Origin of the sequence: Helicobacter sp. NHP19-012 (genome assembly GCF_019703325.1) — a bacterium.
Taxonomy (GTDB): domain Bacteria; phylum Campylobacterota; class Campylobacteria; order Campylobacterales; family Helicobacteraceae; genus Helicobacter; species Helicobacter gastrofelis.
The window spans coordinates 210,562-230,551 of record NZ_AP024819.1; the positions used below are offsets into that span (position 1 = coordinate 210,562).

General features: G+C 47.5%; 20 protein-coding genes and 1 tRNA gene. 6 read left to right on the plus strand and 15 right to left on the minus strand.

Annotated elements, in window-relative coordinates; translation table 11 throughout:
• Positions 1–20 precede the first annotated feature (20 nt).
• Genes K6J74_RS01055 through K6J74_RS01090 form a run of 8 tightly spaced genes read right to left on the minus strand, consistent with a single transcriptional unit; the run spans position 21 to position 7,517 of the window.
• Positions 21–1,319 carry a (Fe-S)-binding protein gene (locus K6J74_RS01055; protein WP_221272537.1) on the minus strand — a complete coding sequence of 433 codons (1,299 nt, stop codon included), beginning with the start codon at positions 1,317–1,319 and terminating at the stop codon, positions 21–23.
• A gap of 10 nt (positions 1,320–1,329) precedes the next feature.
• Positions 1,330–2,697 carry an oxygen-independent coproporphyrinogen III oxidase gene (gene hemN, locus K6J74_RS01060; RefSeq protein WP_221272098.1) on the minus strand — a complete coding sequence of 456 codons (1,368 nt, stop codon included), beginning with the start codon at positions 2,695–2,697 and terminating at the stop codon, positions 1,330–1,332.
• 2 nt (positions 2,698–2,699) lie between these two features.
• Positions 2,700–3,200 carry a DUF2603 domain-containing protein gene (locus K6J74_RS01065; protein WP_221272099.1) on the minus strand — a complete coding sequence of 167 codons (501 nt, stop codon included), beginning with the start codon at positions 3,198–3,200 and terminating at the stop codon, positions 2,700–2,702.
• 35 nt (positions 3,201–3,235) lie between these two features.
• The gene (aroC, locus tag K6J74_RS01070) at positions 3,236–4,312 is read right to left on the minus strand and encodes a chorismate synthase (RefSeq protein ID WP_221272100.1); all 1,077 of its coding nucleotides are present in this window, start codon (positions 4,310–4,312) and stop codon (positions 3,236–3,238) included.
• Positions 4,309–4,977: a ribonuclease III gene (gene rnc / locus K6J74_RS01075; RefSeq protein WP_221272101.1), complete on the minus strand. Its 669-nt coding sequence runs from the start codon at positions 4,975–4,977 to the stop codon at positions 4,309–4,311. Before rnc ends, aroC begins: the two co-directional genes overlap by 4 nt.
• Positions 4,971–5,408: a ribonuclease HI gene (gene rnhA, locus K6J74_RS01080; protein ID WP_221272102.1), complete on the minus strand. Its 438-nt coding sequence runs from the start codon at positions 5,406–5,408 to the stop codon at positions 4,971–4,973. The genes rnc and rnhA overlap by 7 nt, the downstream gene beginning before the upstream one ends.
• 9 nt (positions 5,409–5,417) lie before the next feature.
• The gene (locus K6J74_RS01085) at positions 5,418–6,464 is read right to left on the minus strand and encodes a tetratricopeptide repeat protein (protein WP_221272103.1); all 1,047 of its coding nucleotides are present in this window, start codon (positions 6,462–6,464) and stop codon (positions 5,418–5,420) included.
• Positions 6,465–6,476: 12 nt separating this feature from the next.
• A complete protein-coding gene (locus K6J74_RS01090) occupies positions 6,477–7,517 on the minus strand; it encodes a SurA N-terminal domain-containing protein (RefSeq protein WP_260321622.1) in 1,041 nt (346 codons plus the stop codon).
• A gap of 193 nt (positions 7,518–7,710) precedes the next feature.
• Between K6J74_RS01090 and K6J74_RS01095 the strand changes: the two genes are divergently transcribed.
• Entirely contained in the window at positions 7,711–10,371 is a 2,661-nt protein-coding gene (locus tag K6J74_RS01095) for an ATP-dependent Clp protease ATP-binding subunit (RefSeq protein WP_221272104.1), read from the plus strand.
• Between the two features lie 45 nt (positions 10,372–10,416).
• Positions 10,417–10,587, plus strand: coding sequence for a methyl-accepting chemotaxis protein (locus K6J74_RS01100; RefSeq protein WP_221272105.1), 171 nt, complete (start codon positions 10,417–10,419; stop codon positions 10,585–10,587).
• Between the two features lie 384 nt (positions 10,588–10,971).
• Here the strand turns inward: K6J74_RS01100 and rpe are convergent, their stop codons facing one another.
• The 3 genes from rpe to K6J74_RS01115 form a co-directional block, all read right to left on the minus strand.
• Positions 10,972–11,604 carry a ribulose-phosphate 3-epimerase gene (gene rpe / locus K6J74_RS01105; RefSeq protein ID WP_221272106.1) on the minus strand — a complete coding sequence of 211 codons (633 nt, stop codon included), beginning with the start codon at positions 11,602–11,604 and terminating at the stop codon, positions 10,972–10,974.
• Positions 11,605–11,625: 21 nt separating this feature from the next.
• Positions 11,626–11,702: transfer RNA gene (locus tag K6J74_RS01110), tRNA-Ile, on the minus strand.
• Entirely contained in the window at positions 11,664–12,800 is a 1,137-nt protein-coding gene (locus K6J74_RS01115) for an FtsW/RodA/SpoVE family cell cycle protein (RefSeq protein WP_221272539.1), read from the minus strand. Before K6J74_RS01115 ends, K6J74_RS01110 begins: the two co-directional genes overlap by 39 nt.
• 119 nt (positions 12,801–12,919) lie before the next feature.
• Here K6J74_RS01115 and K6J74_RS01120 point away from each other — a divergent pair, with 119 nt between their 5' ends.
• Entirely contained in the window at positions 12,920–13,633 is a 714-nt protein-coding gene (locus K6J74_RS01120; protein ID WP_260321623.1) for a sulfite exporter TauE/SafE family protein, read from the plus strand.
• On the opposite strand, the gene rnhB is transcribed toward K6J74_RS01120, so the two are convergent.
• Positions 13,611–14,186, minus strand: coding sequence for a ribonuclease HII (gene rnhB / locus K6J74_RS01125; RefSeq protein ID WP_221272107.1), 576 nt, complete (start codon positions 14,184–14,186; stop codon positions 13,611–13,613). The two genes, K6J74_RS01120 and rnhB, sit on opposite strands and share 23 nt — an antisense overlap.
• Positions 14,187–14,240: 54 nt before the next feature.
• Between rnhB and K6J74_RS01130 the strand changes: the two genes are divergently transcribed.
• Genes K6J74_RS01130 through K6J74_RS01140 form a run of 3 tightly spaced genes read left to right on the plus strand, consistent with a single transcriptional unit; the run spans position 14,241 to position 16,669 of the window.
• Positions 14,241–14,963 carry a UPF0323 family lipoprotein gene (locus K6J74_RS01130; protein WP_221272108.1) on the plus strand — a complete coding sequence of 241 codons (723 nt, stop codon included), beginning with the start codon at positions 14,241–14,243 and terminating at the stop codon, positions 14,961–14,963.
• Between the two features lie 9 nt (positions 14,964–14,972).
• On the plus strand, positions 14,973–16,145 hold the full coding sequence (locus tag K6J74_RS01135) for a glutathionylspermidine synthase family protein (protein ID WP_221272109.1): 1,173 nt from the start codon (positions 14,973–14,975) through the stop codon (positions 16,143–16,145).
• Positions 16,145–16,669, plus strand: coding sequence for a PepSY domain-containing protein (locus K6J74_RS01140; RefSeq protein WP_221272110.1), 525 nt, complete (start codon positions 16,145–16,147; stop codon positions 16,667–16,669). The genes K6J74_RS01135 and K6J74_RS01140 overlap by 1 nt, the downstream gene beginning before the upstream one ends.
• Here the strand turns inward: K6J74_RS01140 and corA are convergent.
• From corA to gap, 3 genes are read right to left on the minus strand one after another with little or no spacing between them, the layout of a single operon-like run.
• A complete protein-coding gene (gene corA, locus K6J74_RS01145; protein WP_221272111.1) occupies positions 16,666–17,619 on the minus strand; it encodes a magnesium/cobalt transporter CorA in 954 nt (317 codons plus the stop codon). The two genes, K6J74_RS01140 and corA, sit on opposite strands and share 4 nt — an antisense overlap.
• Positions 17,620–17,658: 39 nt before the next feature.
• Positions 17,659–18,879 carry a phosphoglycerate kinase gene (locus K6J74_RS01150; RefSeq protein ID WP_221272112.1) on the minus strand — a complete coding sequence of 407 codons (1,221 nt, stop codon included), beginning with the start codon at positions 18,877–18,879 and terminating at the stop codon, positions 17,659–17,661.
• The gene (gap, locus tag K6J74_RS01155) at positions 18,863–19,870 is read right to left on the minus strand and encodes a type I glyceraldehyde-3-phosphate dehydrogenase (protein WP_221272113.1); all 1,008 of its coding nucleotides are present in this window, start codon (positions 19,868–19,870) and stop codon (positions 18,863–18,865) included. The genes K6J74_RS01150 and gap overlap by 17 nt, the downstream gene beginning before the upstream one ends.
• Between the last annotated feature and the right edge of the window lie 120 nt (positions 19,871–19,990).

Genomic DNA, 19,990 nt, shown 5'->3' on the forward strand with positions numbered 1-19,990 from the left:
TGCTGTTATAAAAAATAAAGCTACGCTCCACTTAGGCTTTTGTCTAAAAGTTCTAGGGGGTGTAGGAATTGCGTGGGGGCGTTGATTTGTGCTAAAGCGTTGTTTAACTGCACCCGACACGCCGAACACTCCGCGCTCACCACCTGCGCCTTGGTGCCGACAATATCTAGGGCTTTGGGCGCACCTGCCTTTAAACTGAGCTTGTAATGCTCGCTTTGCATCGTAACTCCCCCAAAGCCACAACAGCGGTCGCTCTCTTGCATTTCTACAATTTTGTGGTTGATTTTAAGCAAACTTCTAGGCTCTTTGTAGATACCCAGCACCTTTTTAGCATGGCAAGGATCGTGATAGGTTACGCTCATGGGGCTTTGCGCTTTGGTTTCTAAATGCCTACTTAAGGGCGTCTGTGTGGCTAAAAAATGCGATGCCATTTGCAATTTAGCTTGGATCTTCTCAAACTTTTCAGCCCAAAGGGCGCGCTCTTGGCTGTCCTTTAGGCTCTCGATTAAATGTTGGTAGTCTTTCTTAAGCATGCTAATGCAAGTCGCCTCGGGCACTAAAATCGCCTCCACCTCAGCGGCAAGTGTGGCTAGGCTCTCTATATTTTGTTTGGTTAAAAACCAAGCGGTGTTAAAATCCCCCGTGAAATACGCCGGCGCACCGCAACAAACTTGTTTGGGGATCGCCACGCTAAAATTGAGTTTGTCTAGCAAAGACAACAGACTTTCGCCCACCTGCGGGTAATTGTAATTGCCCAAACAACCGATAAACAGCCCAACTTTTCTTAAAGGCTCTTTGGGCTCTAGGGGGGCTTTAGGGGCAATAATGCCCCTATGGGTTTGTAAAAAACTCTTAGCCACAAAGGGGAAAAACGCCCGTTTTTGCCAAGAAAAAGAACCTTTAAAACGCCACTTTAACTTATCCCCCTCTTGTTTAAAGGCGCAAGGGGCTAGGGCGTAGCAGAGCCTAAAGACGATGTCCATGAGCCTTGGATGTCTTAGCAAATAAAAATAGATCCTTTTATGCCAAGTGATCCCGTGTTTATGTGTGCTCTCTAGGCGGATTTTTTCAATCATCAAATCTATGGGCAAATGGAAGGGGCAAACTTGCACGCAAGTGGTGCATAAGAAACAACTTTCAAAGATTTTTTTAAGGCTTTTATCTAGCTCTAGGCTCTCTTGTTTTACCTGCGCTATGAGGTCTAAAAAGCCTCTAGGCGAAGTGCTCTCATCCTTATGCACCCGATAAATGGTGCAACTAGGCACGCATTTAGCGCACTTCACACATTTTTGTGTAACCTCTTGAATAGAAGCATTTATGTCAAAAGGGCTAGAGTGTTTGGCTAAATCGGCGTGCGCCACTTTGCACCCCCAAATACGCATCAAAGACCATGGCTAAGTTGCGCACAAGCATCGCCCCCGTGGGGCTGGTCTTTAGCCCCCCCTCACTGATCGCCACCAGGCCCTCTTGTTCGTAGGGTTTGAGGGCGTTTAGCGCGTCTTTAAAATGTGTTTTAAAGTCAATGTTAAACGCCTTTTCAATGCTGTGAAAATCTAGCTCTAGGTTATTCATCAGGTGCATGATCACCTCTTTTCTTAGGCGATCTTCACCACTAAGCCTAACCCCCCGCTCTACAGGCAAATGCCCACTATCTAGGGCCTGCTCGTAGCGTTTCAAGTCTTTAAAGTTTTGCGTGTAGTAGTCTTGCCCCTCGCCAATGCTCGTAACCCCCACACCAATGGTTTGGGAGAACTTTTTCGTGGTGTAGCCTTGGAAGTTGCGTCTAAGTTGCTTATTTTGCAGAGCCAAATACAGCTCGTTGTCCTTTTTGGCGAAGTGGTCCATGCCAATCATTTCATAACCATGCCCTTTTAAGAACCCGATTAAAAATTGCAACAAGGCTAGCTTTTCTTGTGGGCTGGGTAGGGTTTTGGGATCGATTTTCATGGTGTGTTTCACCCAGGGGACATGGGCGTAATTAAAGACTGCCAAACGATCGGGGTTGAGCCTTAGCACCTCTAACAAGGTCGTTTCAAAACTTTTAATGGTCTGCAAGGGCAAGCCATAAATCAAGTCAAAGTTAATAGAAGTGATCCCAAAATCCCGTGCGATTTGCACCTTCTCTTGCACCAAATCCACGCTTTGCAAGCGATTCACTGCCACTTGCACTTGTGGGTCAAAGTCTTGCACTCCAAAGCTTAAGCGGTTAAAGCCGTGCTTTTTTAACACCTGCATTTGCTCTAGGCTAAAATGCCTCGGGTCGATCTCACAGCTAAGTTCCGCGTCTTTGGCAAAATTAGAGAAGGTATTTTTAATGTTTGCAATGATGCGATCTAACTGCTCGGCGTTGTAAAAGGTGGGCGTGCCTCCGCCAAAGTGCAGCTGCACCACCTCCCTATGCGTGTCTAAATGGGATCTTAATAGCTCCAGCTCTTTAGCCAAATACCCAATGTAGCGTTCCTTCTTGCTTTGGCTATTCGTGTAAATCACGCTACAAGCGCAAAAATAGCACGCACTCTTGCAAAAAGGCAAATGGAAGTACAAAGACAGAGGGATTTGTTTATCCGCCCGCTTAAACGCCTCTAAGAGTTCCGCCTCTTGAAAGCTCGGGTTGAACTCCACGGCGGTGGGGTAGCTCGTGTAGCGCGGACCGGGCTTAGAGTAAGAAGCGTATTTGTGAAAGTCTAACTCTTGCACGGCTAAAAGGGCAAGGCCAAATTGTCAAGGTCTAGCTCTTGGCGTTTGCTCTCTAAGAACTCGGGCAGGTTGAAAAACAAATTGGGGTGTTGCTTTTTAATTTGTTTGACGAAGTCAAGCGAGCTGATTTTTGGCAAACTCCCATCCTTGCCTCTCAAGTCCTCTAACTTCTTAAACACCACCGCCATCGCATCCGCAAAGTCAATGGGCGTTAAAGTCGCCATGTCGCGCTCCAACTCCACCATGACCTTGTCCTCATACGCCCTTTGGATGACTTGCACAATGTGCTGCAACAGCACTTCAGGGATCACCACGAATTTTTGGTCTTGCTCGTCTTTGACAAACCACGCCTCTTTGGCGTTAAAGCTCCCCTCTTCTAACTCCAAAAGCACTTCTTTGGCAGAAATTTGCTTGGCTTGGACTTTATTTTGCCCGGATTCTAAACTTCTGTAAATGTCTTGCATGCCTGCCTCAGTGGTTTTTTTGCTTTTTGCTCTTGCCATGCGCACCTCTCTTTTCGGGCTATTTTAGCATAAATTCACCTTTGCCGATAAAAAGCCCGCACGCTTGAGAGTTTGGTGGGCATGTTTAAAAGCGCAAAATCCGCCACGACCAACGCCAAAAGGCTTTCACAAACCACGCTCCCCCTAATGGCAATGCACGGATCGTGCCGTCCTTTTAACTCTAATTTTAGGGGCTTGTTGTTTGTATTAATGGTGTCTTGCGCCTTAGCAATGCTGGCTGTGGGCTTGAAATGCACCCAAATAACTAAATCCGCCCCACTACCTATGCCGCCCAGCACCCCCCCGGCGTGGTTACTTTGAAAACCTGTGGGGCTTAAAGGGTCGTTGTAGGCACTGCCCCTTAAGCTAGCCACGCTAGGCTCGCCGATAAACATCCCCTTGACCCCATTTAAGCCCATAAACACGCCCCCCAGCCGTGCATCCAATTTATCATACAAGGGCTCGCCAAGCCCGAGTAAATGCGCCCCGCTGGCTTGCACCAAAACCACACCCCCCACGCTATCACCCTCAGCCTTTGCCTTTAAAATCGCCTCTTGTTGTGTAGGCTCTATGTCTTTATCTAGGCTAAAAATGGGGCTGGTTTTGGCGTGGCTAAAGTCTATATTTTGCGCCTCAATGCCACCCACACTAAAAACCCCGCTAAACACCTCAATGCCCAGTTCCTTTAAAAGCATTTTGGCGATCGCCCCCCCCGCAACCCGTGCCACGCTCTCCCTGGCTGAGGTGCGCCCCCCACCTCTGTAGTCGCGCACGCCATACTTCGCTAAGGCCGTAAAATCCGCATGCCCGGGCCTAAAGGCCTCTTTAACGTTGCTGTAATCCTTGCTCTTGACATTGCGGTTGTAAATGAGTAAGCCAATGGGCGCGCCCGTGCTGACCCCCTCAAAGACTCCACTCACCACCTCCACCACATCCTCCTCTTTTCTAGGCGTGGTGTAGGCGTTCGTGCTCTTACGCCGATTCACCTCCGCCTGCAAAGCATCTAAATCGATCTTTAGCCCCGCAGGCACACCCTCTAAAACGCCCCCGATTAGCACCCCGTGCGACTCGCCAAAGGTGCTTAAGCGCAAGCAACGCCCAAGCGTGTTCACCCTATGCCCCCTGCAAGCTGGACAAACGCCTCTTTGGCACAGAGTTGTTGTGCCTCTTTCTTGCTCTTAGCCGTGCAGGTGGCGTACAACTTGCTTAAAATGAAAATTTGCATTTCAAATTGCTTGGCGTGATCGGGCCCGCTTTCGCTTTTGAGCACATAGGTGGGGATGGTTTTAAAGCGTTCTTGGGTGAGCTCTTGCAAGGCACTTTTATAATCCGTGAATAGAGCCTGCAGGGACAAATCGGGATAAGCCAAATCCAATAAATCCTGCATTAAAGCACGCACCACCTCTAGCCCGCTCTCCAAATAAACCACCCCCATCAGTGCCTCAAAAGCACTAGAGAGGATAGAGGGCTTGCTTTGCCCGTGGTTGTGCGCCTCAGCGGGCGAGACCACAATGTGTTTTTGCAAGTCTAAAAGCAACGCTAATTTATAAAACGCCTTTTCATTGACTAAAGATGCACGCATTTTAGACAAGTCCCCCTCTTGCAAGTCTTCAAAGCGTTCAAAAAGAATCTGCGCCACCGCCAAATCCAAGACGGCATCGCCCAAAAACTCTAGCCTCTCGTTGTTCGTGGGCGATTGCGTGCTTCTGTGGGTTAAGGCTTGTTGCAAAAGTCTCTCGTTTTTGAAGTGGTAGTTGAGGTTTGCAAACTTCAGCACGCTTTGGCCTTTTGTTTGTAGCTTAGGGCCTGCTCTTTGGCAAGCTTGTCGCAACGCTCGTTCTCGGCGTGTCCGTCATGCCCCTTGACCCAATGCGTGGTGATGGCGTGTGCACCTTTAAATTTTAAAAACTCTTGCCACAGATCCACATTTTTCACCTTAGCAAACTTTTTAGCCACCCACATTTTCAGCCACTCGCTAATGCCCTTACACACATAAATAGAGTCGCTGTAAAGGTGGATATTGCAAGGCTCTTTCAAGACTTTGAGCGCCTCTATGACCGCCCTAAGTTCCATGCGGTTGTTCGTGGTGTAAAGCTCCCCGCCTTTAATGATTTTCTCCATGCCCTTGTAGCGCAGAATGGAGCAGTAACCCCCAAAGCCGGGATTGCCTAAAGCCGAGCCATCGCAAAAAATTTCAATGCTTTTCATTTGAACCTCCTAGTTTAAATTGTCGCTGTAGTCGCTAAGGTGCTTGTCTAAATTTAGGACCACCTCTTTAGGTCCGATTTTTGCGCACACCAAACAGCGGTAACTCTCAAAGGGCGACACACTCTTGCACGCCATGCACTGGTAGCTAAAATCTAAATCCAAATGGTAATCGGCGTGCAAGGTGCGAAACACCTCTAGCTCTAAGGTTTCACACCGCCCCCTAGCATAACCCTTGGCGATAAAGACCTCCAACACGCTGGGGTGCAACTTGGCTAAATAGGGGGCGATTTCGCCTTCTTTGATGTCCCAAAGCAAATCCACCAACGCCCTGCCCTCTGTCGCCTCTGCGATTTCTTGCAAAAAAAGGGCTTTGTGGTGGGTTTTTAAATGCTTTAGCGCACTTTTATAAAGTTTATTCTGCTCTTTGCCCAGCTTTAAAATCGCCTCACTTTGATCTTTCAAGCCCAAATCCTCTTGCATGAGGATTTGCATTTGCAAGTAGTGGTAATTGTCTAACAATCCACTCTCGCCCAATGCGTCCAAACACTCCAAAGTTTCTAGGGCTTTTTGCGGTTCGCACAAGGTTTCATAGACTTGCACCATGGAGTGCAAGGCGTGGGTGTTGCGTGGGTCTATGCGTAGCACCTCGGTTAAAATGTCGCGCGCCTTTTGTACATAGCCCAAATCGATGTACGCCTTGGCAAGGCTCCCCAACAAAGCGATGCGCTCGTCTTGGTATTTAGGCAATAAGGCTAGGTAAATTTTAATCGCTTGCTCGCTGCTGCCATGCTTGGCGTAGTGTTTAGCTAAAAAGAACCATGTCTTAAAGCCCAAGACCTCTAGGGGGCTTTCCTGCTCTTTTTGCAAGAGTTGTTGCACCTCAAAGGCTAACTCCACTTGGGCGTAAGAGTGGGACAGGACATTTAGGGCTTTTAAATTGCGTCTATGGGTGAGGGTAGAGCGCAAATAATCGATTAAAATCACCCCCCCGATGATAAACGCCAAAATAGCGACACTGAAGAGCGAATCCTTATAGATAAAGGCTAATTGCTCCACAGCCTATAAGCCCTAACGCAAAAATTTAATCTTGGCTTTGACGCGTAGTTTTTCATAGTATTCGGCGAGGATTTTATCTTGTTGTTCCTCAATCAACTTATTGGCGATGAACCCACGGGCTTGGCTGAAAGACACCTCCTCTTTACCGAGTTTTTTCTGGATATAAAAGGACACATAATCGCCCCCACCCGCATTGAGAATAGGCGTAAAGGTGTGTTCTTTGGTAGATAAAAACATTTGGGCGATTTGGGGGTTTAGGGATTTTAGGTTGATCTTTTCCTCGCCCTTAGACACCCCGGGCACTTCAATGTCCTTATTCTCTAGGGCTTGGGTCAGGGTCTTGGTGTCTTTAGCGGTGTAACGGGTGGTTAACACCTCGCTAGGCACGCTAAACTCTTCCCTGTGGGCGTTGTAATACTCACGCATTTTGGTTTCGCTATTCGTGTTGACATTGAAAAGTAGGATGTTGCGCAAAAGTTCCCTAGTTTCTAGCTGTTTTTTGAGCTGTTTCCTGTAGCGCATGGGGTCGATCCCCTCATTAGCTAGAGTACGCATAAAATCGTTCACACTCATACCATTATGTTTGGCAATATTTTCGATCTCAGCGTCAATTTTATCGTCCTCGATGTCGATTTTCAAGCGTTTGATCTCTTGGGCTTGAATGCGTTGGATAATTAGGGTATTGATTGCTTGCTGCCGACTGATATGGTTTTCTTTCTCTTGGGTTTCTATTTGGTAAAGTGTGATTGGATCGTTGTTCACTGTTACAGCGATCCCGCCCACGATGCCGTCTTTGCGCTCTTCGACTAAATCCTCAGGGGGGAGTTTTTTAAAAGGTTGGATAGATTTGGATCTTTCTTGTCGTTTTTGCTCTTCGGGGGTTTGGGGGGCAACTTGCGTGGCTTGACCGGGCTTTTTTAACGCCTTTTTGATCTGCTCATCTAGGCTCTTGGCATTGTGTTTAGCACCACCCACCCCCTTGCCCGTAACCGACTCCACATTCGAGCCAGAACCCGCAGCGTGTAGGCTTAAAAAAACAAGGCACAGACACATAAAAACCCGTTTTAAAGGTCTAAGGGTGTGTTTTCTGCGTGAAAGGGCCAAATTCTTCTCTTTATTTTTTTATGATAGGGGCAAGTATAATGCAGTGGGGCTAAGAGCAAGATTAAGGTTTAGGCGCAAAATTACCCAAGGGCGTTATAATAACCCCATTAAAATAAGAAAGCAAAATAAAGAAAGGACAAACATGCCTGCTAATGTTTTTGAGAAACTCACCAACCATTTAAAAGAGAGCCTAGATCAAGCCCTCTCCTTAGCCTTGCACGCCAAAAACCCCGAGATCGAGCCCATCCATTTATTTTGGGCACTGCTGGCCAACACCCACTCTTTGTTGAGCCAAGCCCTTTTGAAAATGGGCGTGGAAAAGTCCCCCCTAGAGTTAGAAGCTAGAAGTTTGGTGGATAAATTGCCTAAAAGCTCCAATGTCAGCGCACAGGGCTTAGGGGTTAGTAAATCCTTGCTGGATGCCTTGCACGCTGGACTAGGGCTAGCCGTGCAAAAGGGGGATAGCTATGTAGCGATCGACACCTTCATAGAAGCCAATCAAGAGCTGTTTAGAAATTATTTTGGCAAGTTTGTCAATGTGAGCGAGCTCGTAAAGACCTTTGAGAGTTTGCGTAAAGGCGCGAAGATCGAACAGCCTAATGACGACGCGACTTTAGAAGCCCTTGAAACCTATGGGATTGACTTAACAGCCAAAGCCCTAGACAACGCCCTAGACCCCGTGATTGGGCGGGATGAAGAGATTTTGAGGATGATGCAAATTTTAATCCGCAAGAGCAAGAATAACCCCATTTTATTAGGCGAGCCGGGCGTGGGTAAAACCGCAGTGGTGGAGGGGCTAGCGCAACGAATCGCTAAAAAGGAAGTCCCCCTATCCTTGCAGCACAAACGGGTGGTGGTTTTGGACATGGGCATGCTCATTGCCGGGGCGAAGTATCGGGGGGAGTTTGAAGAGCGCCTAAAAAAAGTGGTCGAAGAGGTCAAAAAGGCGGGCAATGTGATTTTATTCATTGATGAGATCCACACCATCGTGGGGGCGGGCGCAAGCGAGGGGAGCATGGACGCGGCAAATATCTTAAAGCCCGCCTTGGCTAGGGGCGAGTTACACACCATCGGGGCGACCACGCTTAAAGAATATCGAAAATACTTTGAAAAGGACAGCGCCCTGACCCGGCGTTTTCAGCCCATCCCCTTAAACGAGCCTAGCATTAATGAAACTCTGCAAATTTTAAGGGGGATCAAAGAAACCCTAGAGGCGCACCACAATGTCAGCATTACAGATAGTGCTTTAGTAGCAAGTGCCAAGCTCTCTAGCCGCTACATCCCCGATCGCTTTTTGCCCGACAAGGCGATCGACCTCATCGACGAGGCGGCGGCAGCGTTAAAAATGCAAATTGAATCCGAACCCTACGCCCTAGCCCACACCAAAAGACTGATCCAACAATTAGAAGTGGAAAAACAAGCCCTTTTAATGGAGGAGAGCAGCGCAAATGCCGAGCGTTTAAAGGTGGTTCAAAAAGAATTGCAAAACGCCCTAGAGGAAAAGCAACGCCTAGAGGTGCAATTTAGCAACGAGCAGAAAGTTTTTAAAGACATCGCTACCAGCAAGAACGCCATTGAGAATTTAAAACGCGAGTCGCTCCTAGCCAAACAGCAAGCCGACTTTAGAAAAGCCGCTGAGGTCGACCACGACAAAATCCCCACTTTAGAAAAGGAAGTTGCAGCCCTAGAGCAAAAGCTCGCCCAAATGCAAGCCAATGGCAGCTTGTTAGAGTCGGCAGTTACTAAAGAGGGCATTGCGCGGGTGGTGAGCCAATGGACGCAAATCCCCGTGCAAAAAATGTTGCAAGAGGAAAAGGAAAAGATTTTACACATTGAGGACGAGCTGTCTAAAAGCGTGGTGGGGCAAAAGGATGCGATTAAAGCCATTGCACGGGCGATCAAGCGCAATAAAGCCGGGCTTAGCGACCCCAACAAACCTATAGGGAGTTTTTTATTTTTAGGCCCTACGGGGGTGGGTAAAACCCAGAGTGCTAAAACTTTGGCGAAATTCTTATTTGACAGCCAAAAAAATTTGATCCGCTTGGATATGAGCGAATACATGGAAAAACACGCCGCCAGCCGTTTAGTGGGCGCACCCCCCGGGTATGTGGGCTATGAAGAGGGGGGGCAGCTCACTGAGGCCGTTAGGCGTAGCCCCTATAGCGTGGTGCTCTTTGACGAGATTGAAAAGGCACACCCGGAGGTGTTTAACATGCTCTTGCAAATCTTAGATGAAGGGCGTTTAACAGACAATAAGGGCGTGGTGGTGGATTTTAAAAACACGATCATCATTCTAACGAGCAACATCGCCAGCGACAAGATTTTAGAGCAACAGAGTGCGCACGCTAAAATAAAAGAACAACAAGAAACACTAAGAGCTAATGGCATTGAAAGCGAGGACATTTTAGAGCTGGGCGAGGCTTACGACTTGCAAAAAGTCGTGCAAGAGGCTTTAAAGGCGTATTTTAAGCCCGAGTTTTTAAACCGCTTGGACGACATCGTGATCTTCAACCCCCTAGAGATGGCAAGTATTGTTGAAATTGTGGATTTACTCTTTGCCCAAATTGCCGAGCGGCTCAAAGAGAAAGAGATCAGCATTAACCTAAGCCCCGAGGCAAAAGAATACATCGCTAAAAGCGGGTTTGACCCCATTTATGGGGCGCGTCCGCTCAAAAGAACATTGTATGAGGAAGTGGAGGACAAGTTGGCGGTGTTTCTTTTAGAGGCAGAGAGTTCCCATTTGGCAGGCAAAAGCCTTGAGTTTGTTATGAAAAACGGTTCAATTATGGTTGAGGAACATTAATGCATTCATTTTCTTTAGGCAAACAGGTGGGGGCGTTTTGGTCGTTTGCGATTGTTGGCCCTAAACGCCACCTTTGGGGCAGCTAGAGCGCAAGAACACGAGCGAGGCTTTGCGGTGTCCAATGAAGTGTGCAAACTTACCAAGCACACACAAAAATCTTTAGGCAGGATTGAGAGCGACACGCAGGCGCTGAGTCGGGCGATCAGCGCGGTGTGAGATGGGAATGCTGATCCCCAAAAATGCGTTTAAAAACTCCAGTTCATATTTAGGGTTTAAAATGCTCTTGCAGCTAAGACTCAAGGGGTGTGGCGTAGGTGCTGCTCGCTGATGTCCGTTAACTCGGTGATTTTTGGGGGACATACTCACAGTAAACTAGGCTCGAAAAACTTTTAAGCACCGTGCCCGAAATGAGAGATTTTGGGAACAACCTTATTTGTTTCAATGTATACACAAGGAACACTACTGAGTTCCAATGTGTGGTGTAGGCGATGGGAAAGCCACACCCTTGAGGTATTCGTAAGAGAGCAAAAAGTCTTTAAAGGGCAAATCCAAGACTTCTAGGGCATGGCTTGTTTTAAGAACTATACAAGTCTTTCGGGCTCATGCCCTTTTCAATTCTTGCAACGCTAAAGTGGGGTTTTCGTGGTTAAAAAGGTAGCTCCCTACAACCAATAAATTTGCTCCGTAAGAAGCAAGCAAGAGAGCGTTTTTAGCGTTGATGCCCCCATCCACTTCAATTTTGCCGCTGTAGGTGGGGAACTTTTGTTTAAAGTGGGCGATTTTATCCAGCACTAGGGGCAAGAACTTCTGTCCCCCAAAGCCCGGATTCACGCTCATAAACAGCACCAAGTCCAAATCTGCAATGATGTATTCCAGCCCATTTAAAGGCGTGGCAGGGTTCAAGCTCACCCCCGCTTTAAAGCCCAAATTTTTAATGTGGTGGATGATCTTATGCAGGTGGGGGGTGCTCTCTAGGTGGATGGTGATGTAGGCGGGCTTTAGCTCTTTAAACAGCTCAATGCCAAAGGTGGGGTTATCCACCATTAAGTGGATGTCTAGGGGGGTGTTTGTGTACTGACTCAAATTTTGCAAGACACAGGGGCCAAAGGTGAGGTTAGGCACAAAATGCCCGTCCATGACATCGACGTGTAAAAAGTCCGCACTGTCGACTTGCTTAAGGCTTTGCCTTAAGTCCATAAAATCCGCGCTTAAAATACTCGCTGCTATTTCCATAGGGGGATTATACTTAAAAAGTGGTGGATTCTGTAGGGCTCGAACCTACGACCAATCGGTTATGAGCCGAATGCTCTGACCAACTGAGCTAAGAATCCGTCTCTGCGAGAGGGGCGATTATAGCCAAAACCAAACTTAAAAGCAAGCAAATTTTCAAAGATCGCAAAGAGGGTGATGAAAGTTAAAAAGCTACTCCCACCATAGCTAAGAAGGGGTAAGGGCAAGCCCACGACGGGGGCTAAACCCAAAGTCATAGCGACATTTATGCTCGTGTAGACAAAGAGCAAAATCGCAATGCCCCCCGTGATGGTCTGCAAAAAGCGATCGTTGGGGTCGCTGTTAAAATACGAGAGGAAGTGTAAAATAAAACCCATGTAAAACGCCAAAAGAAAAAACGCCCCCAAAAAGCCAAAACGCTCCACGAAGTAGGCAAAGATGAAGTCGCTTGTGGCAATGGGCAAAAATTTTAGCTTGGCTTGCGTGGATTCTTCTTTAGACTTACCTAAAAGCCCACCCGAGCCTATGGCGATGATGGATTGGCGCACATGGTAGTTGGGCTTTTCGGCGATGAAGTCGTGGAGGCGTTTTTTTTGGTAATCGTGTAATGAGCTGTAAATGAGCGGGGAGGCGATCGCAAAAACCAAACCGATGGTGATCCAAATTTTAGGATGCACCCCGGCTAAAAACAGCACGCCAAAGCCCATGATGAGCACCACAAGGGCCGTGCCCAAATCGGGTTGCTTTAAAATGAGAGCGGTGGGGATGATGATATACAAACTGAGCTTGCCAAAGGTCTTCCACCCATAGCCCCCGGGGGGAATGGGGTGGGTGCTGATTAGATGGGCTAAGAGCAATAAAATGGCGATTTTTACGGGCTCGCTGGGTTGTAAAGAAAGGGAAGTGCCCGGGAGGGTAAGCCAGCGTTTGGCACCCAGTTTGACCGAACCAAAGAAAGCCACAAGCACCAGCAAGAACACGCAAAACCAATAAAAGAAGTGGAAAAGGCGGTCAAACTGCCGAAACGGGATAAAAAAAATCACCCAAAAGACCACAAACCCCATGCTGAAGTAAAGGATTTGCTTGAGGCTTAAGGCGGTGTTGACTTCGTAAATCAAAAAGAAAGACAGCCCCATGAGGGGAACAATAAAAAAAAGCAATAAAAAATCAAAGTGTGTTAAAATCTTTCTGTTAACCATAGGCTCGCTTCTTTGTACTTGGTTATTTTAGCACAAACTTAAAGGCTTAGAGATGGACATTGTCATGCATGCGTTGTTTTTATTGCTTGGTGGCGTTACGGGGGTGATGGCGGGGTTTTTTGGCATCGGGGGGGATGGTGATTGTGCCTGCCATGCTTTTGTCTGGCTATGGCTACGACAGCGCAGTGGGCATTTCCATTTTGCAAATGGCTTGCTCGTCTGTGGTGGGGAGTGTGGCGAACTTCAAAAAGGGGTTGTTGGACCTGCATGTGGGCTTTTGGGTGGGGCTTGGCGGGCTTTTTGGGGCGGGCTTTAGTGGAGTGATTTTAACCCACATTCCGCATAAAATCCTGCTCGGGCTCTTTATTTTAATGACCTTTTACTCTCTCTTGCGCTTCTTTCTCAAGTCAAAAAAATCCAAAGAGGCGGACAAACGGGCTAGGGGCTTTGTCCTCAATCTCAAAAGCAAGTGCATTTTAGTGGCGATCGGAGCGTTGACGGGCATTTTCGCCATTTCCCTTGGCATTGGCGGGGGGGTGCTGATGGTCTCGCTCTTGTCCCACTACTTAGGGCTTAGCCCCAAGCAAAGCGTGCCTTTGAGTCTGTTTTTTGTGGTGTTTTCCTCTATTAGTGGGGTGGCTTCGCTTTACCAAAGCCACATTTTGGAGTGGCAATACTTGCAATGGGGGCTGTTAGTAGGGGTGGGCAGTGTGCTAGGCGTGCTTGTGGGTGTGAAGTTAGTCACCAGAGTGAGCGCGCAACTACACCGCTACTTGCTCATCAGCGCCTACGCTCTGTCCTTGGTTATTTCTACTTACAAGCTTTTAGCTTAAAGCTGCGGCGGTGGATTGGGGTGTAGCCGTGCTTAGCTAAAGCCACAGCGTGGACGCGCGTGCCATACCCGCAATTTTTAGCAAAGCCGTACGCGGGGTAGAGTTTGTCAAGTTCTAGCATTTCTCTATCCTTATGCGCCTTAGCTAGGATAGAAGCCATGGCAATTTGGGGGATTTTATCATCGCCTTTTACCACCGCTTGAAAGTGTTTTAAGTGGTGGAAGTGGAGTTTAAAAAGCGTGTTGCCATCAATGCAAACATTTAAAATCTCAGATAGGCTTAAAATAATCTTTTTAATGGCTTCTTGCATGCATAAACTGAGACCCTTAGCGTCTATCTCTTGTGCGCTCTTAGATACCACCACGCTTTGTATGCCTGGGTGCTCTTGGATTTTTTGCGCCCAGCTAAAACGCTTGGCACGGCTTAGTTGCTTGCTCTCTTTTAAGCCCTGTTTGCAAAAATTGCTGGCGAGATTATCGGGGCAAGCAACCCCCACCACAAATAACGCCCCTGCCAAACACCCCCGCCCCGCTTCATCAATGCCTAACAACATGGAAAACCCCTTTAAACATGCTATCATAGCACTTTATGACAAGTAAGGATGGCTATGCAAAAACCTTTTAGAAAGATTTCAGACTATGCGATTGTGGGGGGGCTTAGTGCGCTCGTGGTTGTAACCCTCGTCGGGTGCAAGGGGGGGGACAACAACCAAGAGCAAAAGCCCCAGAGCAACAACAGCGGCACGCCCATTAAAAAAGGCGCGTTTGTGATTTTGCAAGAGCAGGCGGATAAGAGTTATAAAGTCGCTGAGGAATATCCCAGCGATAAAACTAGGGTCGTGGTGCGCGACTTACAAGGCAAAGAGCGCATGTTAAGCGATGAGGAGATCCAAAAGCTCATCAAAGACGAGGAAGTGAAAATTGACAAGGGCACAAGCCAACTCACTAAACCCCCCGCTGAGGGTGGTGGCTCTGGGCTTGGCATCGGGGCGGCGATTTTAGGCAGTGCCGCCGGGGCGATTTTGGGTAGTTATATTGGCAACAAGCTTTTCAACAACCCCAACTACAACCAAAACGCCCAACGAAACTACACTTCCCCCCAAGCCTACCAACGTAGCCAAAACAGCTTTAGATCACCCCCCCCTGCTAGCCCCACACACAGCGGATTTTTTAGTCCCCAAAACCAAAGCACCGGCACAACCCACAGCACAAGCCCCAGTTCTAGTCAAACCAGACCCATAGCCACACACACAACTCCCGCTCCCACACAAACCACCACGCACGGGCAAAGCGGATTTTTTGGCTCACATAGAAGCTCTCACATCTCTTAAAGGACACCCATGCAAGTTAAAACTTTAAACCCCCTAAGCAAACAAGCCCTAGAGGAAATCGGGCTAGAGTGGCACACAGACCCGGACAACACGGATTACATCAGCACGGATTTAATCACCATCAACCAAGCACAGGCAGACGCTTACTACGGGGCGTGCAATGAGCTTTATGACATGTGCGTGGAAACGGCACAAATGGTGATCGATCAAGAACGCTTCTTTGAGCTGGATATTCCTAATAGCATTGTGCCTATGATTAAGCAAAGCTGGGAAAATGACATCCATTGGCACATTTACGGGCGTTTTGATTTAGCCGGCGGGCTTGAAGGGCAGCCCATTAAACTTTTGGAGTTTAACGCCGACACGCCCACCATGCTTTATGAGAGTGCCTTAGTGCAGTGGGCGTTACTCAAACACAACGGCTTTAACGCCGAGTTGCAATTTAACAACATCTTTGAGGCTTTGGGGGAGAATTTTAAACGCCTAGTCACCTTGCAAGAAGACACTAGTGCGTTTAGCCAAGAGTATGAGGGCTGGAAGATTTTATTCTCCTGCGTGCAAGGGAGCAGTGAGGAGGAGCGCACCACGAGGTTTTTACAAGAGTGCGCTAAGAGTGCGGGCTTTAACACACAATTTGGCTACATTGATAAAGTGGAGTTTAACGCCGAAACGGGGGTGTTTTATGAGGGCGTGAATTACGAGTTTCTCTTTAAACTCATCCCCTGGGAGAACATCGCCATAGATGAGCCCGAGCTAGCACTGCTCATGCAAGGCATGATGGAGAATGAAAACACGATTTTTTTAAATCCTGCCTACACCTTGATTTTCCAAAGCAAGCGGTTTTTAAAATTGCTTTGGGAGCGTTACCCTAATCACCCCCTGCTTTTAGAAACAAGCTACGAGCCTTTACGCAATAAAAAGCAAGTGCGCAAAGTCGCCTTTGGCAGAGAGGGGGCGAACACACAGATCTTAAACCCCGATCTGAGCGTGGTTTACGAAACTAAGGGCATTTATGGCAACCACAAACCCATTTACCAAGAATTTGCCCCTTTAAATAAAGTCGGCGAGTTTTACTACCAACCCAATGTCTTTTATGCCTACGAGGCGTGCGGGCTGGGCTTTAGAAAGGGTGGGCTGGTGATGGATAATTTTTCTAAATTTGTGAGCCACATCATCCAATAGTGCGTCTTCAGGGCGTTTATAAATTCCACGCACTTACGAGTGTGTTTTTCTTGCCCTTTGCCTTGCTGTTTGTTCTAAGCGGAGTGGCGTTTTTACTTGGCGTGAATGCCAATAGCGGGGCAAAGATCAAAAAATGGCATGTAGAGAAGGGGACTAAGGGGGATTTAGAGTTTTTACTTAAGTTTTTAAAGGCACAAAAGATCGCCTTGCCTAGCAAGTTGGAGCCTAGGACACATAAGGAAGACCTAATCATCGGCACACCCGCCTATGAAATTGCGTTTAACCCCAAAAAGGGCGAAGTGCAAAGCATTAAACGCTCGTTTTTGGGGGTTTTAATGCAGGTGCATAAGGGGCATGCCGGGGTGGCTTTAAAAGCCTTTGGCGTGATCTTTGGGGTGTTCTTGTGTTTCTTTTATGTGAGTGGACTACTCATGGGCTTTAAGCGCAAAAACACAGCTTCGATTTTAAGCGCATTTTTGCTAGGGGTAATTGTCCTAGGCGTGCTTTTAGCCCTAGCCCTTTAGAGCCAGCCCTTCTTTTTAAAATACAAGATAGGCAAGATCGTAGAAACGATCATGGCAAGCACCGCCATAGGGTAGCCAAACTCCCAACGCAGTTCTGGCATCACTTCAAAGTTCATGCCATAAATGGTGCCGATCAAGGTGGGAGGCATCATCGCCATAGTCGCTACGGTAAAAAGCTTGATGATCTTGTTTTGCTCCACATTGACCTGGGAGGTGAAAAGGTTTTGGATGTTGTCTAGGGCGTTGAGGTTTGCGGTGCTAAACTCCACTAAAGAATTAAAGTCCTTGATGATGATGTTAAAATCTTTTTTGGTTTCATTGTCCACTTTATTGCTTTTCAATAGTGCCGTGATGATCCGCCGTTTGTCAAAGAGAGAATCGCGTAGCTCCATATTAAACTCTTGCAAGAAAGAGAGAGAGATGAGGGTTTCTTCATGCGAAGAAGCTTCTAAATCAAAGACAATTTGTTTTCTTAAGGCACTAGTTTCGCGATTAACTTCTTCTAGGCAATCTGCCCCTTTTTCAAAGTAAAGCTCTAAAATCTTTGCCAAAATGTCAAAGCCATCGTAAAACTTCTTAGGGCTCGCCAAAACCCGCCCCTGCACTTCTTTAAAAATAGGAAAATCCCCATAGTAGAGGGTGAAAAGGATATTATTGGCGATGAAGTAGGTTACGGCTTCTGTGTGGAAGGCTAGGGGGGTGTCTTTGTAGATAAAATAGGTGTTGATCGTGATGGAAGTGCTGTTCTCCCAATATTTCACCACCGCGCTTTTTTCGGGGTCTTCATAGAGGTTTAAATCGTAGTTTTGGGCGATACAATAGAGCTCGGCAAAAGTGGGGTTGATGAGCTCAAACCATAAGATATTTCTCTCTTCAAAAGGAAAGTCTTCAAAATCCTTAAAAGAAAAAACCTCAACTAATTCAGCATTTTTTGTAAAGACATTGATCATGCCCACTCCTGTAACCCGATGGGCATGGTGCGCTATCTCTCATGGGCGGCGATCCAAGACTTCAAAGGCGACTAAAATTTTGCCCTCAAGAAGCTCCAAACTCGCCCCCCCGCCCGTAGAAATGAAGCTCACACTATCTTTATAGCCTGCCCTAGTTAAGACATCGATCGTGTCCCCCCCACCAATCAAAGAAAAGGCATAGGTGTTTGAAATGCTGTGCGCGATTTGGCTAGAGCCCCGACTAAATAAGGGCACTTCATACACCCCAAGCGGTCCGTTCCAAATGATCGTTTGGCTGCTTTGGATCACTAAAGAAAAGAGTTTAGAAGTGGCCGGGCCAATATCCACTGCCATGTAATTTAAGGGAATATCTTGAGCGGGGGTGATTTGGACTTGATCGGTGTGCTCGATATGCGGGCTGCTCACCACATCTACGGGCAAATACACATGCACGCCCTTTTGTTTGGCTTTGTTAAGAATGTCTAGCGCGTCTTGGATCAAATCTTCTTCGACTAAGGAGGCTTGCATGTTGTAGCCCAAAGCCTTTAAAAAGGTGTTGCTCATCGCCCCGCCGATGATGACTTTATCCACCCGATCTAAAATGTTGCTAAGTAAAGTGAGTTTTGAGCTCACCTTAGCCCCCCCCACCACCAAGAGCACAGGACGCAGGGGGTTAGCCAAAGCCTTAGCAAAAGAATTGATCTCTTTTTTAAGCAAGAAGCCGGCGACTTTCACGGGCACGAAGCTGGCGATCCCATAGGTGCTCGCGTGCTTTCTATGGCTTGTGCCAAAAGCGTCATTGACATAGACATCGCATAAATCAGCCAAGCACTTAGCAAACTCGGGGTTATTCTCCTTTTCGCCCTTGTAAAAACGCAAATTCTCCACCAAGATAATGGGGTTTTCTTGGCTCTCTTGCAAACTTTTAGCCATTTGCGGGGAGCTGGCAAAGAGCACTTCTTTATTGAGCAGTCTTTCAAGCCTTTTTAACAAATGCCTAAAAGAATACTTCTCTTCTCTTTGCCCTTCAATTTGCGGTTTAGGCCGCCCTAAATGCCCCACCAAGACCACGGACTTCGCCCCATTGTCGATACAATAATTGATCGTGGGGATGCTCTCACGCATACGGGTGTCTTCAGTGATATTAAAATCCTTGTCAAGGGGGACATTAAAATCCACCCGTATTAAAACCCGCTTATCTTTTACGCTGACATCTTGTATCCCCACGACCTCTTGCATGCGCTTAATCCCTGCTAGCATGTTCATCCTTTTGGCAAATATAAACCGCCATATCCACCAAGCGGTGGCTATAACCCATTTCGTTGTCATACCACGCAAGCACTTTGGCGTGGTGCTGGTCTAAAACCAAGCTTTGATCCTCAATGTAAATAGCGCTAAAGGGCGATCCAATAAAATCACTAGACACCCGTTTTTCTTTGTCTATGCCTAAAATCCCTTTAAGCTCTTGTCGACTGGCTTGCTTGAAACACGCATGCAAGGCTTCTAGGCTTAAGGGCTCTTTAGTGTCAAAGCTTAAATCCACCAAGCTCACATCGGGGGTGGGCACTCTTAAAGCTAGCCCACTTACTTTACCTGCCAAATGGGGCAAGACTAGGGCAATGGCTTTATTCACCCCCGTGCTGGTGGGGATGATATTCAAAGCAGCCGCCCTAGCCCGGCGTAAGTCCTTGTGTTTAGAGTCTAAGAGATTTTGATCGTTGGTGTAGCTGTGGATGGTGGTCATCAGTGCGTGTTGCACGCCAAAGTTTTCATCGAGCACCTTTAAAAGCGAGGCTAGGGCGTTTGTGGTGCAAGAGGCATTAGAAATGACGGGTTCGCCCTTGTAGCTGGTGTGGTTGACCCCATAGACAAAAGTCGGGGTGTTTTTGGCTGGAGCCGAGATCACCACCTTTTGCACGCTCCCTTTAAGGTGCGCCTTGGCTAAAGCGGCTTCGTTAAACTTGCCCGTGCACTCTAAAACTACTTGTGCGGGGCTTAAATCTAATTTAGCAGGGTCGCGCTCACTAAGGACTTTAACTTTTTGGCTATGCCCGATGCGTAAGTGCTCTTGGTCTAAAATCTCAATGGCTAGATCGTGCTTATGCAGCGAATCGTAGCGCAGCAGATGCGCCAAAGTTTCAATCCCATAAGTGGCGTTGATCGCCACCAATTCTAAATCTTCTCTTGCCCCCACAATGCGGCACGCACACAGACCAATCCGCCCAACTCCATTTACAGCGACACGCAACATAAACCCCTTAGTTTCACAATAAGCTTTTATCATACAAATAGCTAGCTTGAATCGCTCTTAAGGGGGGCGTAAAACTGGGAGGTTTAAAGAGCGCAAACGCAAAATAGGGCGTAGATTGCA